Annotated in this window: 17 protein-coding genes; 12 read left to right on the plus strand and 5 right to left on the minus strand. The window is 43.4% G+C overall.

Annotated features, from left to right (window positions below; translation table 11 throughout):
• Nucleotides 1–20 precede the first annotated feature (20 nt).
• Nucleotides 21–809, minus strand: a complete 789-nt coding sequence (locus ACX4JR_RS07455; RefSeq protein ID WP_476060375.1) for an enoyl-CoA hydratase/isomerase family protein — start codon at nt 807–809, stop codon at nt 21–23.
• A gap of 51 nt (nt 810–860) precedes the next feature.
• On the minus strand, nt 861–1,085 hold the full coding sequence (locus ACX4JR_RS07460) for a transposase (protein ID WP_476060376.1): 225 nt from the start codon (nt 1,083–1,085) through the stop codon (nt 861–863).
• A 288-nt stretch (nt 1,086–1,373) separates the two neighbouring features.
• On the opposite strand from ACX4JR_RS07460, the gene ACX4JR_RS07465 reads away from it, so the two are divergent.
• Nucleotides 1,374–1,808, plus strand: coding sequence for a C-GCAxxG-C-C family (seleno)protein (locus ACX4JR_RS07465; protein ID WP_476060377.1), 435 nt, complete (start codon nt 1,374–1,376; stop codon nt 1,806–1,808).
• Nucleotides 1,809–1,967: 159 nt separating this feature from the next.
• Here ACX4JR_RS07465 and ACX4JR_RS07470 read toward each other — a convergent pair whose 3' ends face one another.
• On the minus strand, nt 1,968–2,183 hold the full coding sequence (locus ACX4JR_RS07470) for a DUF3006 domain-containing protein (protein ID WP_476060378.1): 216 nt from the start codon (nt 2,181–2,183) through the stop codon (nt 1,968–1,970).
• An 87-nt stretch (nt 2,184–2,270) separates the two neighbouring features.
• On the opposite strand from ACX4JR_RS07470, the gene ACX4JR_RS07475 reads away from it, so the two are divergent.
• Nucleotides 2,271–2,633, plus strand: coding sequence for a YraN family protein (locus ACX4JR_RS07475; protein WP_476060379.1), 363 nt, complete (start codon nt 2,271–2,273; stop codon nt 2,631–2,633).
• Nucleotides 2,634–2,923: 290 nt separating this feature from the next.
• On the opposite strand, the gene paaI is transcribed toward ACX4JR_RS07475, so the two are convergent.
• Both paaI and ACX4JR_RS07485 read right to left on the minus strand, forming a co-directional pair.
• Nucleotides 2,924–3,295: a hydroxyphenylacetyl-CoA thioesterase PaaI gene (paaI, locus tag ACX4JR_RS07480; protein WP_476060380.1), complete on the minus strand. Its 372-nt coding sequence runs from the start codon at nt 3,293–3,295 to the stop codon at nt 2,924–2,926.
• Between the two features lie 100 nt (nt 3,296–3,395).
• Nucleotides 3,396–4,943 carry a YifB family Mg chelatase-like AAA ATPase gene (locus ACX4JR_RS07485; RefSeq protein ID WP_476060381.1) on the minus strand — a complete coding sequence of 516 codons (1,548 nt, stop codon included), beginning with the start codon at nt 4,941–4,943 and terminating at the stop codon, nt 3,396–3,398.
• Here ACX4JR_RS07485 and ACX4JR_RS07490 point away from each other — a divergent pair.
• From ACX4JR_RS07490 to ACX4JR_RS07535, 10 genes are all read left to right on the plus strand, one after another.
• A complete protein-coding gene (locus ACX4JR_RS07490) occupies nt 4,933–5,154 on the plus strand; it encodes a hypothetical protein (RefSeq protein WP_476060382.1) in 222 nt (73 codons plus the stop codon). The genes ACX4JR_RS07485 and ACX4JR_RS07490 overlap by 11 nt on opposite strands.
• Before the next feature lie 509 nt (nt 5,155–5,663).
• Nucleotides 5,664–6,851: a DNA polymerase IV gene (locus ACX4JR_RS07495; protein WP_476060383.1), complete on the plus strand. Its 1,188-nt coding sequence runs from the start codon at nt 5,664–5,666 to the stop codon at nt 6,849–6,851.
• The gene (locus tag ACX4JR_RS07500; protein ID WP_476060384.1) at nt 6,844–7,140 is read left to right on the plus strand and encodes a hypothetical protein; all 297 of its coding nucleotides are present in this window, start codon (nt 6,844–6,846) and stop codon (nt 7,138–7,140) included. Before ACX4JR_RS07495 ends, ACX4JR_RS07500 begins: the two co-directional genes overlap by 8 nt.
• Before the next feature lie 233 nt (nt 7,141–7,373).
• Nucleotides 7,374–7,790 carry a PH domain-containing protein gene (locus ACX4JR_RS07505; RefSeq protein ID WP_476060385.1) on the plus strand — a complete coding sequence of 139 codons (417 nt, stop codon included), beginning with the start codon at nt 7,374–7,376 and terminating at the stop codon, nt 7,788–7,790.
• Between the two features lie 148 nt (nt 7,791–7,938).
• Nucleotides 7,939–9,369, plus strand: coding sequence for an MFS transporter (locus ACX4JR_RS07510; protein WP_476060386.1), 1,431 nt, complete (start codon nt 7,939–7,941; stop codon nt 9,367–9,369).
• Nucleotides 9,370–9,680: 311 nt separating this feature from the next.
• Nucleotides 9,681–10,808, plus strand: coding sequence for an FIST signal transduction protein (locus tag ACX4JR_RS07515; RefSeq protein ID WP_476060387.1), 1,128 nt, complete (start codon nt 9,681–9,683; stop codon nt 10,806–10,808).
• Nucleotides 10,809–10,811: 3 nt separating this feature from the next.
• Nucleotides 10,812–10,979 carry a hypothetical protein gene (locus ACX4JR_RS07520; RefSeq protein ID WP_476060388.1) on the plus strand — a complete coding sequence of 56 codons (168 nt, stop codon included), beginning with the start codon at nt 10,812–10,814 and terminating at the stop codon, nt 10,977–10,979.
• 351 nt (nt 10,980–11,330) lie between these two features.
• Nucleotides 11,331–11,912 carry a DJ-1/PfpI family protein gene (locus tag ACX4JR_RS07525; RefSeq protein WP_476060389.1) on the plus strand — a complete coding sequence of 194 codons (582 nt, stop codon included), beginning with the start codon at nt 11,331–11,333 and terminating at the stop codon, nt 11,910–11,912.
• Between the two features lie 627 nt (nt 11,913–12,539).
• Nucleotides 12,540–12,908 carry a hypothetical protein gene (locus ACX4JR_RS07530; protein WP_476060390.1) on the plus strand — a complete coding sequence of 123 codons (369 nt, stop codon included), beginning with the start codon at nt 12,540–12,542 and terminating at the stop codon, nt 12,906–12,908.
• A 3-nt stretch (nt 12,909–12,911) separates the two neighbouring features.
• Nucleotides 12,912–14,315 carry an ATPase domain-containing protein gene (locus ACX4JR_RS07535; RefSeq protein ID WP_476060391.1) on the plus strand — a complete coding sequence of 468 codons (1,404 nt, stop codon included), beginning with the start codon at nt 12,912–12,914 and terminating at the stop codon, nt 14,313–14,315.
• Nucleotides 14,316–14,317 lie beyond the last annotated feature (2 nt).

The raw sequence follows: 14,317 nt of genomic DNA on the forward strand, positions 1-14,317 counted from the left end.
CTGGCTGAGAAAATTTCGGCTTACATACCCTTAAATTTAGGTACCCGCTTGTTTAAAAATGCATCAACAGCTTCCTTATGATCTTCAGTACAGGCTGCCTCAACTATTTCTTGACGTTCACGGCGCAACTGGGCCTCTAAAATATGTAACATTGATTCGTTAAGCAATTCCTTGGACCTGGCAAGGGCCTCAAAGGGGCCATTGGCTAATTTAAGGGCCCACCTCCTTGAAACTTTTTCCAGCTCTTCATCGGAAGTAACCATATTTACTAAACCAATATCATAAGCCCTTTTAGCATCAATAACCGGGTCCATAAATATAAACTCACTTGCCCTGCCCATACCTATAGTAAGGGGGATTATAAGTGTCCAAGCTCCGTCAGGTACAAGACCTATATTGGTCCATGCCTGCCTGAAAGTGGCCGATTCTCCGGCAATCCTCAAATCGCATGCAGTAGCTATACTCATACCTGCGCCGATTGCCGCACCATTCAATGATGCTATAACAGGCTTTCTAGTATATCTAATATTTACTATAATTCGATTCAACCGGCGCGTTAGGTGCTTCCAGTATTCCGCAGGGCCGTCGGGATGTTCCCTGGAGGCTTTCAAATCACCGCCGCTGCAAAAACTTTTTCCTTTTCCGGTGATTATTACTGCACCTATATTTTCATCTTCACAGCAGTTTTCCAGGGCATTTATTAAGTCTTCTGCAAGCCCCAGGTTAAGGGCATTATGGCATTGCGGGCGATTAAGAACAATAGTACCTACACCATCAGATTTTTTTAGTTCTAAAAAATCAAAGTTCACTTTGTACACCCCCCACATTATGTAAACTGGTCTTTTTTCTACTTGAAATATTCAAAATAAATTTTTGAATTCCTTCTTTTTCTCTTCGCACCATCCCGCCATAGTGAACCACCCCTCCCTTACGGAAGGGGTTATTTTTGCGACACCAAGGTTTATCTCCTTCAGGCGTGAAGAAACCTCTGGTGTCAGCACTTTTTTCCGGTACTTCACACAGCAGACGTAGTGGAACCGAAGTAAATATACTGAGTGGCAACCTTTATCTAGCTGGTACTTCATGCTTTTATTTTAGTCAGAAGAACTAAAGATAAACAATACCCGCCTTTCATCCCCTCCCTTACGGGAGGGGACTTCCCGGCGGAAAAGTTAAAACTTCTTTTAAGCCGGGGTTTATTGCGTATAAATAAATTGATATAAAAATGTTAATCTGGTATGCTATACCTATATATGAACTCACTGTAAAAGGATTAAGCCGTGCCATCGAGAAGTTAATGGTTAAACAATGAATCCTTGAGTATCTTTTTTAGATCTCAAGAAAGTTAAAAATATTTATTGGAGGGGTTTAAATTGAAAGATAAAGCTATGGAAGCCCGTAATGTGGCCGGTGGATATTTTAAAGAGGGCTATAACTGTGCGGAATCTATTTTTAAAACTTTTAAGCCGCTGGTGGCTCCGGATATGGATGAATCAACAGTGCGCATGTTCACCGGTTTCGGCGGAGGTTTTGGACACGCCGGTTGCATATGCGGCGCACTGGCTGCATCAGTTGCCGTACTGGGAATGTTAAAGGGTAGGGTAAGTGTAAAAGAAAACCGTGACCCGGCCTATAACATTGCAAAGGAGTTTCATGACAAGTTTGAAGAAAAGTTTGGCGCCACCTGCTGCCGGGTGTTAAATGAATATCCCTTTGATTCTAAAGAACACTTGAGAAATTGTTTGAAAATAACAGGTAATACGGCAAAATTGCTATGTGAGTTTCTGGATGAAAAAGGATTACTCTAAAAATATTTGTTAATTAACTGGTCGGTACTCCTGGTTGCATTTGGGTGTTTCACAACAGCGAAAAATTAGGCTTTTATTTTTACCCATCTTGTTGATAGCCCGAAGGCGGCATGGGGTATCGTCTGTATTGAAAAGAAATTAGAGCCCGTCTTCATGGGCCTATTTCTTTTTCTCTAAAAACTTTTCCTCAATATGAGTTACCTTTGCCCGGGGTTTCTTAGGAGCCTTACGGTCAATCTGAATATCTATTTTAAGAATATCTCCTTCCCTTGTTCCGGGAGGAAGGAATTGTGCCGGTATGATAACTTTATGTTCTGTTATACCCATTTCGATAACAGCATAATCTCCCTCGATTGTTCTAACCACAGCTTTCATCCTAAGCACCTCCTTTGCAAAAGATTATCCAAACTAACCTTTCTTGAGCTAAAATAAATTAAAAATCATAAGGAGCGAATGATAGGAATGGGCTTCAGGAGGCTTGCCCTGGGTAAAAAGGGAGAAGAAGTTGCCACCAATTACCTTAGAAAGCGGGGATATCGTATTTTAAAGACGAACTACCGCTGCCGAATGGGAGAGTTGGATATTATTGCCAGAAAAAATGATACCCTTGTTTTTGTAGAGGTGCGATCCCGCAGCAGCAAACGATTCGGCCTGCCGCAGGAGAGCATCGGCCCGGCCAAGCAAAGAAAAATAAGGGCCGTTGCCTTATATTACCTACAATCATTAAATAAGCCCCTACCTAAAGTACGCTTTGATGTACTGGCATTGTATTTTTCCCCCAATGGTCAATTCCTCTCCCTGGAACATTTTAAAAATGCCTTTTGACTGGTAAACTTTTAAATTTGTCATTTTGACCACTTTTTGTTGTTTCCCGAAGCGGGTAAGGTTTATCATGCTTTAAAACTGAATTTTGGGGGAATTGCTATGAAGGATAACCGTGAGTTATGTTACGAGTGCAGGCGTTGCAGTTACTATTGGGGAAACTGTTGTCCAGGCTTGAAGGTTTATAATCGTGATGAATGCGCGCGACAGTAGCTTTATACCAAACCATCACCAGATACCGGTGATGGTGATTTTTTATGTGTTTGGCGGCATTTGGGCGTATTTTTATTATTTTACCGGTCATTTTTCCGGTAAACCATGCCTTCCGCCAAGGCAACCAACTGGCCGCTGTCATCTTTAACCTCCAGGCGGTACAAGCCGGTCTTCCTGGTTAAGTTCTCTTCCCGCGCGGTAGCGGTAAGGGTGGTACCTTCTGTAGTTGCTTTCAAAAAATGTATGTTTACATTTAAAGCTACCGCTACCGGGCCGTGAGCATTACTGGCAGCAGCAAAGGCGATATCCGCCAGGCTGAAAATAGCCCCGCCGTGGGTTACACCAATTCCGTTAAGCAATTCGGACCCCACCTTCATAACTGCCCGGGCGTAGCCGGGCTTCATTTCCAGGAGCTGTATGCCGAGGTGTTTTGCCAGGGCATCTTTTTGCAATCGAATTCTGGCTTGTTCAACGGCACTTATGCTTTTATTGTAATTCGTTTTTTATCTCCCCTTTCTGAAGAAAATTAACCAGAAACAAAGGTTGTTTACTTCATGATAACAGTTTTCTCTCGAGATTTCGGTATTGCAGTGCCTCCGCTATATGTATTGCATCTATGGTGTCACTGCCAGCTAAATCGGCAATGGTACGTGCCACTTTTAAAATTTTATTGTAGGACCTGGCAGTTAAATTTAGACGGTGAAAGGCCTCTTCAAGAAGGGTACGTCCTTCCGGAGTGGGGCAGCATATTACGTGCACCATTTGTGCTGTCATATGGGCATTACAGCTTATTCCCAGCTTGTCAAACCCATATTCCCTTAATCGCCGTTGCTGAATTTCCCTTGCCTCTCGAACTCTTCTCTTTATGGCTTGAGATGTTTCACCACCAGGAGCGGAATCCAATTCTGAAAATTTAGGTCTGGGCACTTCAATGTGAATATCCAAGCGGTCCAAAAACGGGCCCGATATTCGTCCCAAATAACGCTTGATCTGCAACGGAGTACATTTACATTCTTTTTCTTCATCTGTCAGAAAACCGCAAGGGCATGGATTCATTGCTGCCACCAGCATTATACGGGCAGGATAACTTACCGAGGCATTAACCCGTGAGATGGTTATCGTAGAATCTTCCAGGGGCTGGCGAAGGGATTCCAGGGCATCCCGGCGAAATTCCGGTAACTCGTCCATGAATAAGACGCCGTTATGAGCAAGGGAAATCTCTCCCGGCCGGGGGAATTTCCCGCCCCCTACGAGTCCCGCTGTTGATGCGGTATGGTGGGGGCTGCGGAAAGGTCTTTGGGCCACAAGGGGTTTCTTTGGAGGAATCAGGCCTGCCAGGCTGTGGATTTTTGTTACTTCCAAAGCTTCCGGCAGTGTCAGGTCAGGTAAAATTCCTGGCAGTCTCCTGGCCAGCATGGTCTTACCCGAACCCGGACTGCCCAGCATGAGAACATTATGTCCCCCGGCTGCTGCAACTTCCAGTGCCCTTTTTGCAGCTGCCTGCCCCTTAACTTCGGTCATATCGGGCTCATCTTCCCTGCCTTCTTCAAGTAGGTTTTCAACATCTTCCCGGTGGGGAGCTATGTTTTCTTCACCCTTAAGGTGGGAAACAAGCTGGGTAAGATGTGCTGTCCCGTATATATTGACTTCCTGTACCAGGGCTGCTTCCGGTGCATTTTTCCAAGGGACAACAATGTCATGCATACCATAGTCTTTTGCAGCCGATACCATGGCGAGAGTTCCGTTAACTGCCCGGATTGAGCCTTCCAAGGATAATTCTCCCAAAAAAATATAATGCTGGCAGGTCAGTTGGTCAATTTGGCCCGTAGCGGCAAGAATACCGATGGCAATTGCTAGATCGTAAACAGGCCCTTCCTTTTTTAAATCAGCAGGTGCTAAATTTACCGTTATGCGGCTGTGAGGAAATTCATAACCGGAGTTTTTAATGGCGGTTCTTACCCGGTCCCTGGCCTCTCTGACCGCGGCATCCGGCAAACCTACAATATCAAAACTTGGCAAACCGTTAGATACATCTACTTCCACCTGTACAATATGCCCTTCCAGGCCGTGCAGGGCAATACTTTTTACGATGGCCAGCATGGTCTCCTCCATGAATATTTTGTTTTACTGGTTATTTATTCCTCATAGTGATATGTATTTCCTGCATAAAGTAATTAAGACAACTTTCGCATTATATTTTGCGTTGGCCAATAAAAAACCAGAGGTTTATCTTCATTATAAGGAGTTTTTTCTTGCAGGAACAGGATTTAACTGGTATTTCCGCAGCATGGGTGAAACCCTTTTTTTATGAGCTGAAAGCTTTAATTTTTAAGGACTTTTAATTTTGCAATTCGCTTTTACTTTCTTTTTTTGAGAGCTTTGGTATTATTTTCTTTTTTATGAATATTCCGTAAAAACTTTTTGTGACTACTGTACAAATCTTATTGGCTACTTAGTTGAAAATATTGAGAATTTATTAATTGATATGAAATAGATATGATATAATTTCTTCAACCAGGAAACAGAGTTTCATATATGAAACCGAGGGCGTTGATCCCAATGTCAACAGAGAACGCCTGTTGTCACCGTGGGTAAAGGCGGTAAATTCCCAGGCATCAGATGGAAATAAGTAACATATCTGGTAAACCGATCACGCATGTACAATACTTAACTGAGCCTGTTAATACCAGTAAATATAATTTTAACAACACAGCCGGGCAACCCGGCTTTTTTGTTTTTTATTAAATACCTATTTTTCCCTATTGATAATTGCAAAAACGGAGACTATAATATGTAACAAAACACCTGTTCGGTGATTGTATGAAACGAGTAATCTTACTGGCTGACATGAACAGCTTTTTTGCAAGCTGCCACCAGGCCGTACACCCGGAACTTAAGGGTAAGAAGGTTATCGTGGCCGGGGACCCCAAGAAAAGGACAGGCATTGTATTGGCCGCGTCTTACCCGGCAAAGGCTTTGGGTGTAAAAACCGGTATGCCTTTATGGGAAGCAAAACAGCTGTGCCCGGATGGATATTACTTTAAGCCGGACTATCGATTGTACGTAGACTTTTCCAGCAAAATACTGCGTATTATGCGTGATTTTACCGACCTGGTGGAACCTTTTTCCATAGACGAGGCTTTTGCCGACCTTACAGGTGTAATTAAACTCTGGGGGCCGCCTGAAAGCATAGCAAGCATGTTAAAGGAACGCATTCGATCCGAGGTTGGAGTTTTATGCAGCATCGGCATCGGGCCCAATAAATTGATTGCAAAAATGGCGGCCGGGCTGCAAAAGCCGAACGGGCTTACCATCCTGAATAGCATAGAGGACTTTAAAAGAATTTTTTGGCCGAAGCCAGTTAGAGAATTATTCGGAATTGGTCCCGGGTACGAAAAACACCTGCGGGACTGCAACATACGTACCATTGGAGACCTGGCCGGGTTTCCCGTTGACATATTAAAAAGAAAGTGGGGAAAAAACGGGGAAATGCTCTGGCTGTGTGCCAACGGCATTGATAATAGCCCCGTGGTACCCACTTCACTTGATGTTGTTAAAAGCATCGGGCAGCAGAAGACGCTTCCCCGGGATTTACAGGGTTTCGAGAGCATCAAAGTCGTTATATTGGAATTAAGCGAGATGGTGGCACGCCGCGTGCGCCAGGGAGAATATATCGGCCGTACCGTAACCCTGACATTACGGGATCCCCAACTGCGGTTTTTTTCCAGATCCCGAACCATGGCACAATATACCGACCTGCCTGATGAAATTTACCGCGCAGCATGTACTATTCTGCATAACCACTGGGATAACTCGTGGGCAGTAAGGCTTGTCGGGGTAACCCTCGGCAATTTAATTAAACGCGATTACTTCCAGTATGATATCTTCGGCGAGAGAATACGCCTGTCCAGGCTGGCCCGGGCCTGTGACACGATAAAAAATCGTTTTGGTGAGAAGGCAATTATGAGGGGCGTATCTCTTATGGAGGGAAGTATATTACATGGATAATAGGAACGTTTTGTGGGAAAAACACCGGATCTACCTTCCTGAAATGCGCAAAAGGGCCGTCCACCGGTGCAAGCACTGCAAGTTCTTCGTAAAGATACGAGGTGGAAAAGAAACCAGCAACGGCTGTGTCGTAAATATTAAGGCGTATAGCAATTTAAAAAAGCGGGTGCCTCCGGTTATGCCGATCGTGGAAGCTATAAAACGGGTTGGGCTCGAAGGTTTGGAGCAGTGTTTAAAAAATAGCAATCCGGAAGCGCAGAGTTGTGGAAAGTTTCAACTAAAGGGGTAAGGGGATGTAGCCAGGTGTATCAGCAGACCTGCACATGTGTTTGAAGGTATAGAGGTAAGTCACATATTTAAGAGCCTGAAGATTTCTTGCGTGTTTCATACATAATGCGACAAAACTTTCATCTCAAGAAGGAAGGGATAGTAATATAATAACCCTGATAGTAGTTTTCAACTTTTATATTTCCAAGAGAAAGGGGAGGACTACAAGTAGTTAAACAATTCAAGCTTGCTCCTTTGGATAAAACAGGTAAATTGACAACTTATCTTTTTGTTATAGGTATAGGGATAATTACTTTAGGATTTATCTATCTTTTACCTTTTCTGTTTTCGCCCCGCAGATACTTAGTGTCACAACAAGGAATTGTAATTCGCGCTCTAATTTCAAGCGAAATTATTTCCATAGATAATATTAAGTCAATTGGAATTGTTGACAATTTAAAGCCCGGGACAGGATTAACGTGGATGGGAGGGCTTTTCGGTTATGTCGGAGACTTTGCCCTTAAAGACGGAAGTGTTACAAAAGTTTTCGCAACTCGCTGGGACCGCATGGTACGAATAGCAACTATAAAAGGAGATTTTTATCTCCTTTCTCCTGCCGATCCGGAGATTTTTGTTGAGGCCGTGTTAAAGCAAACCCTTTACAGACAATAAACAAGAAGTAGTTATAATACCAGCTAAGAATTACAGTTCCTGTTCCTCTTCAGTGAAGAGAAAATTTTATCGCATTATCTATGAAATGTGCAAACATATAGGGATTTCATAATTAAGAGGAAATAAATAGAGGTGTAATAAATCAAACATGAAGAAAAGTATAGCAACTTTAAAAAACATCGATAACTCTTTTGCCAAGCACTGGGTACTGGTAAATGTTTCAATTGGTACTTTTATATCTACTTTGGATGGTAGCGTGGTTAACGTGGCTCTCCCTACTATAGGTAGGGAATTTCGTACAAGTGTAACTCACTTGCAGTGGATAGTTACCGCTTATTTAGTGACAATTGCCAGCTTATTGCTCGTATTCGGCAGGTTGTCAGATATTGTGGGGAGGAAGAAGGTCTACTCTACTGGTCTTGTCATTTTTACTGTAAGCTCTGCTCTTTGCGGCATGGCACAAAATATTTGGCAATTAGTATCATTTCGAGTGATGCAAGGGCTTGGAGCTGCTATGCTAATGTCCAATGCACTCGCTCTCATCACCCAGGTGTTTCCTGGAGAAAAGCGAGGAAGAGCCTTGGGTATTAGCGCTATGATTGTTTCTCTTGGTTCCATGACCGGACCTGCCGTGGGAGGATTACTGGTAGGAACATTAGGTTGGCGCTCTATTTTCTGGATAAATGTTCCTATAGGATTGGCAGGAAGTCTTTTAGCTTTTAGCATATTACCATCTGGAAATTCAGGAAAGCAGGAGAAGTTGGATTGGGTTGGAGCCCTTACTTTTGCAATAGGAATCAACAGTCTCCTTTTCCTTTCGATTTATTTACCTCAGGAAGGCTGGAATGCTAAAACTTTAACACTTTTACTGGTGGCGCCATTATCCTATGCGATATTTTGTTTGTGGGAGAAAAAAGTTAAGTTTCCCCTGGTTGATATGGAATTAGTTAGAAATTGTAGTTTTGCTGTAGGCAACATAGCACGGCTGTTAGTTTTTCTTGCTGTATGTCCGGTGATGTTTTTAATGCCTTTTTATCTTCAACTTGTGAAGGGTTTACCACCCCAACAAGTAGGGCTGGTTATGATGTTTTTCCCTATCGCTATGGCTATTTTTTCGCCTGTGAGCGGCCGCCTATCCGATTACTTTTCACCCAAATTGCTCACCGTAATAGGACCATTGGTACTAATTGTTGGCCTGGTTTTACTGGTTCGCTTGAATATGGCATCCAGTCTTTTACTAGTATGTGTTAGTTTGACCCTGATTGGTACGGGTATGGGCGTTTTCCAGGCTCCCAATAATTCTTTGATTATGGGAAACGTACCTGCTAACAGATTAAGCATTACCAATGCTCTTATTTCTGTTATGCGTAACATCGGTACTATTTTAGGTGTGGCACTGTCTGTTTTTGTTTTTAGCCTTTATGGAGCGAGAGGTGGAATATTCCTTGCTCAAGGTAAAGCATCCAATTTGGTACCTGAAACAATTGTCAGTGTTATCAATTCCACTTTGGGTATTTCGTTATTGATACTAGTTTTTACAGTTATTTTAATGTGCTGGGGTTACAGTTGCCTTTCATAATTATTGACAAAAACACCCTTTTGAGCCACGCGTATACCTTGTGGGGAAAAGGATATCCAGTCAGCAGTGCAGGTGGTGGGTTCTTGGAAAAGTTTTGCAGGGCGAACTGGATGATATATCCTTTCGTGGTGAGATAAATGGAAAACATGGTAATTACGAATAATGGATTCTTTGGGTTAGTTAATAAACAATAGGAGATTTATGCCGTTTGAACCAAAGGATACGTGACATAGGGTCGGGAAAAAGTCGGGGTGAGTAACAGCACATCAACTTCTTTGTTTACATCAAGTGGTTTGCCGGGGGGAAATAATATGCAGGTGGGCATAGGTTATAACCAGGAAAATGATTCAACCCTAGCGGGAAGATTAGCAGCAGAACAAGCCGTCAAGCAAAGTGGAGAACCTGCCATCACCTTTCTCTTTTGTACTGAAAATTATAATCAAAAATTGGTATTTCAAGCTGTTAAGAAGGTTATAGGTAAATCCAAATTAATAGGGGCATGTACTTCAGGTATTATTACCACTACTGGGGTATTGGAGAAAGGAGTAGGAATTTGTACGATTAGCGGTTCTGAAATTCAAGCTGTCACGTGTTTGCAAGAAAATATTGCTTTATCTCCCTGGAAAAGCGGAGAAGAGGCAGGTAAAAAATTGCGTATTAGTGGTGTTGACTCCGGGACGGTCTTTGTATTTCCGGATGGATTTGCTGCTAACCTCTCCGAGCTCCTGAGAGGAATATATAATGTTCTGGGACCGGACTTCATTTATATCGGTGGGGGAACGGGGCATAATCTTAAGTCTTTTCAAACCTACCAATTTACTGACCAGGGAATTAAAAGTAATGCCCTTGCAATTGCTCTTGTTAAGGGAATTAATTTTCAAATTGGGATAGGCCACGGCTGGCAGCCTGCGGGACAGCCTATGGTAATTACTAAGGCAGAGGGCAAAAAAGTTTACGAAATTGATGGACGTCCAGCATTCGAGGTGTACTCGGAATGCCTGGGAGGTTTTGATAAGGTAGATTTTCCCTGTTATGGTATGAAGCATCCCTTTGCCATACCCTGTGTGGGTGGTAATTTCCTTATCCGGGACCCCCTTAAAATTGAAGAAGATGACAGCATAATCTTTATTACGGAGGTTCCGCAAGGCACCGTGGTAACTCTTATGGAAGGTACCCTCGATAACCTAATCACCGCTACCGGAGAAATAGCTAAAACAGCTGTAAAAGCCGTAAAATTTCCAAAGATAGTATTTTTATTTAACTGCGTTTCCCGTTATTTATTAATGAGAAAAGAGTTTAAACGTGAATTGAAAGCGGTCATGGAAGTTATAGGGCCAGACGTACCTGTGATAGGCATGCTCACATTTGGAGAAGTAGGTACTTTTTCCGGTATCCCGTTCTTTCATAACAAGACCATCATTGTAGCTGTGGGGTGGTAATAGATGTTCCTAAATTTTTTAAATATATTCGAGTTGTTTATTTTATACGATATTGCCTCTTTTTCGTTTCCGGGGCGGGAAGAGGACTTAATGTCCGAAATAATTGAAAAGTCAACCCGGCTATTCCAAGTCCGCCGCCTGGCCTTCATCACCGGTGAAGGGGATGGCTGAAAATGTTTCAAAGCTGACTCATGGCCGGATATACCGGATATATAAAAGAGAGCAATTAGCCAGCAAGAACTTTGAAAGAACTCAATAGGTGTGCCGGTAGCCAGTTTGAACCGAAATTGGTTAAATTAATATAGACTTGTTTTCGGAATAAATTACCCTTCGGGAGAAAGGTTCTTTTCATTATCAAAACATCCTGTCTCATCTCAGTCCCTAACAACTTGCAATAAAGAATTTTCATTTTCTGCCAAAGGAAAAAGGGGTACCAACCAGAAATAATATTAAGAGTAAGGCTGCGCAATTAGGGAAATCTTAGTTTTTTACTGCAGGTTTTTTACAAGGAGGGGATTTATCGTGGCTGCGAAGAAGATTTTAATGCTCGTTGGTGATTATGTGGAAGATTACGAAGTTATGGTACCCTTTCAGGCATTGCAAATGGTTGGGCATACCGTCCATGCTGTTTGCCCGGGTAAGAAAGCCAATGATACAGTACGGACGGCAGTTCATGATTTTGAAGGGGATCAAACTTACAGCGAAAAGCCGGGACATAACTTTACGCTAAATGCCACCTTTGATGAGGTTAAAGTGGAAGATTATGATGCACTGGTCATCCCTGGCGGACGGGCGCCGGAGTATATTCGCTTAAATGAGAAAGTGCTGGAGATGGTGCGTCACTTTAACGAAACCAACAAGCCCATAGCTGCGATTTGTCACGGTGTGCAAGTGTTGGCTGCTGCCGGCATACTAAGGGGAAAGAGTTGTACGGCTTATCCTGCTGTAGGACCGGATGTAAGGTGCGCTGGCGGCAACTGGGTAGATATAGCAGTAGATAGGGCGCATGTTGAAGAGAATTTAGTTACTGCGCCAGCCTGGCCGGCTCATCCTGAATGGTTGGCGAAGTTTCTGCAAGTATTGGGAACAAAAATTGAACCATAAAAGACCGGGCATCCGCCTTTGAGGTGGAGCTTCGCACCCGTGTTTCCAGGGGCTAAAGGAAAGGTTACCGACCACTATGCTTGTGGACCTCACCAAACAGGATCACGTATAGAGAAGGACGGAAGTCCTTTTCCGGGAGTAACGGCTCGTATATCGAGCAAGACAGGGTCTGTTTTGGTCGAGAAATATTTTGATGGACGAAAGAGCCCTACTATGCCTTTTTTGGACATGTAGGGCTCTTTTATTTGTCTCGAAATGTGGTAAATTGGGGGTGAAAAGGTGAATGGAAGCCGAAACCGGCATTTTTCCCAAAGGGAAAATACCGATGCCAAGAATGCCGGGGGAAAGCACTGTAGGTAGCCAGGTTTTGGGAATCCATTTTAAAGTTTAAAAGCAGCCGGGATTCCAATTTCGCCTTTCCAATCTGATTAACCCGGGATGCAAAACTGGCGCCGGCGTGCGAAAAGTAGATTTCAGGAGGGGATTGTCGGGAAGATGTTGAATTAAGGTTCGAGATTTAAACGAATACAGGTAGCAATATGGGGGCCGTTGCATCCGGAGTTTGACAATGGAAAAACCGGGGCCCGGCTTCCTGGTGGGTTTTGATTTGATAAAGGAGGGACTGTAATGAGTGAAATCGTAAAGAAGCAGATCAAACGCTATGAAACTTTGCTGAGGGAGATGTGGGTTGCTTCTGCGAAGTACCTTGGAATACATTCTGCAAACCTTCTGATGGAAAGGGTGGTGTGGGAGGTTTCACTGGAGTATCAAGAAATAGAACTTCTGCAGTACGACCAGAATGGGATATCGTGCGCAAGGATAGCAGCCACTTTGGAGAAAAACCCAGACCTGCCGGCCGAAGATATGTTCATGAAATTTATCACCAGGTATGTAGTAATACTGGCCAAACTTCTTGGTCATGAAAGAGCGGAAGAAATAAGAAAAAGGCTGAAAGAAGAATTCGCTAAAATTCCTTTAACATCCAGGGAGGAATGAGAGATGGATAAATTGATAACAGGTATAAAAAATCTTGACGATATTCTTGGTGGCGGCATACCTGCGTATTCATTAAACATCGTTTCTGGCTCTCCGGGCAGTGGAAAGACAATATTTGTCCAAAATATCATATTTAACAGCGCCAGGAACGGTCTCAAAAGTCTATACCTGACCACCATATCGGAATCACAGTTCAAGATGGTAAGACACCTGCAAGGATTTGAGTTTTTCTCGGATGATTTGCTGGGGGACAAAGTTATTTACGGGGATTTGGGCTCTGTTCTGCGCAAACAGGGCACGGACAAGGGGCTGAAATACCTGACTCAAATGATCAAAAAACACCTGCCGAACATAGTTGTAATTGATAGTGTCAAGGTCATAAGAGACCTCTTTCCGGATGAAAAAACTTTTAGGGCCTTTGTTTTTGACCTGGCTGCCGCTCTATCGATATGGGAGGTCACTGCATTTCTCGTCGGCGAGTACGAAGAAAAGGAGCTGACGATTTTAAGCGAATTTGCCATTGCCGATGGGATTTTTCATCTTTACGGGCAGGAAGAAAAACGATTTCAAAAAAGGTTCATACGTATTCTGAAAATGAGAGGGACCAGTTTTGAACAGGGTGAACACCTCTTTCAAATTACCTCGGCGGGAATAGAAGTGTACCCCAGGATGAAGCCGGAGGGTAATGAACTCCAGTACGAGGCCAAGCCTGGGCGAAAGGGATTCGGGATCCCGGGCTTAGATGAAATGTTGTGTGGCGGGTTACCAGAAGGGACTATCACACTCATCTCCGGTGGTACAGGCACGGGTAAGACGGTACTCGCCCTTAAGTTCTTGCTGGAAGGGGCTGAAAAGGGCGAAAAAGGAATATTCCTTTCTTTTGAGGAGCCTGCAGCTCAACTTCAGAATACTGCCCGTCATCTGGGATGGGAGATAGACAAATATCTGGCACGGGGTCGACTGGACTTTAAGTTCATTTCACCCGTAGAACTGGATGTAGATAAACATGCTTTTGAGATGCTGGACATGCTCAGGGAAAAAAAGGTAAAGAGGCTTGTTATTGATAGCATATCCTCCTTTGAAAACAGCGTTTCTAATATGCAAAAGTACAAGGATTATCTCTGGGCAATCGTACAGCAACTCAAGAGACGGCATATTAGTGCTATATTTACGGCGCTTAACGAGGATCCCTTTTCACCAATGACAGTATCCAAAAATCAAATATCCTTAATTACCGATAATATAATCGTACTGCGGTATGTGGAGGATGATTCCAGCATTAAAAAAGTTCTTGGGATTCTGAAAGCCCGCGGAAGCCACCACGACAAAGCCCTGAGGGAGTATGAGATTACCCCAAACGGAATAAATATCCTGGGCAAGTTAGACAGAGCGGATATGCTAAGATGAGG

The sequence above is a fragment of the Desulfofundulus sp. JL263-se genome (assembly GCF_056316025.1).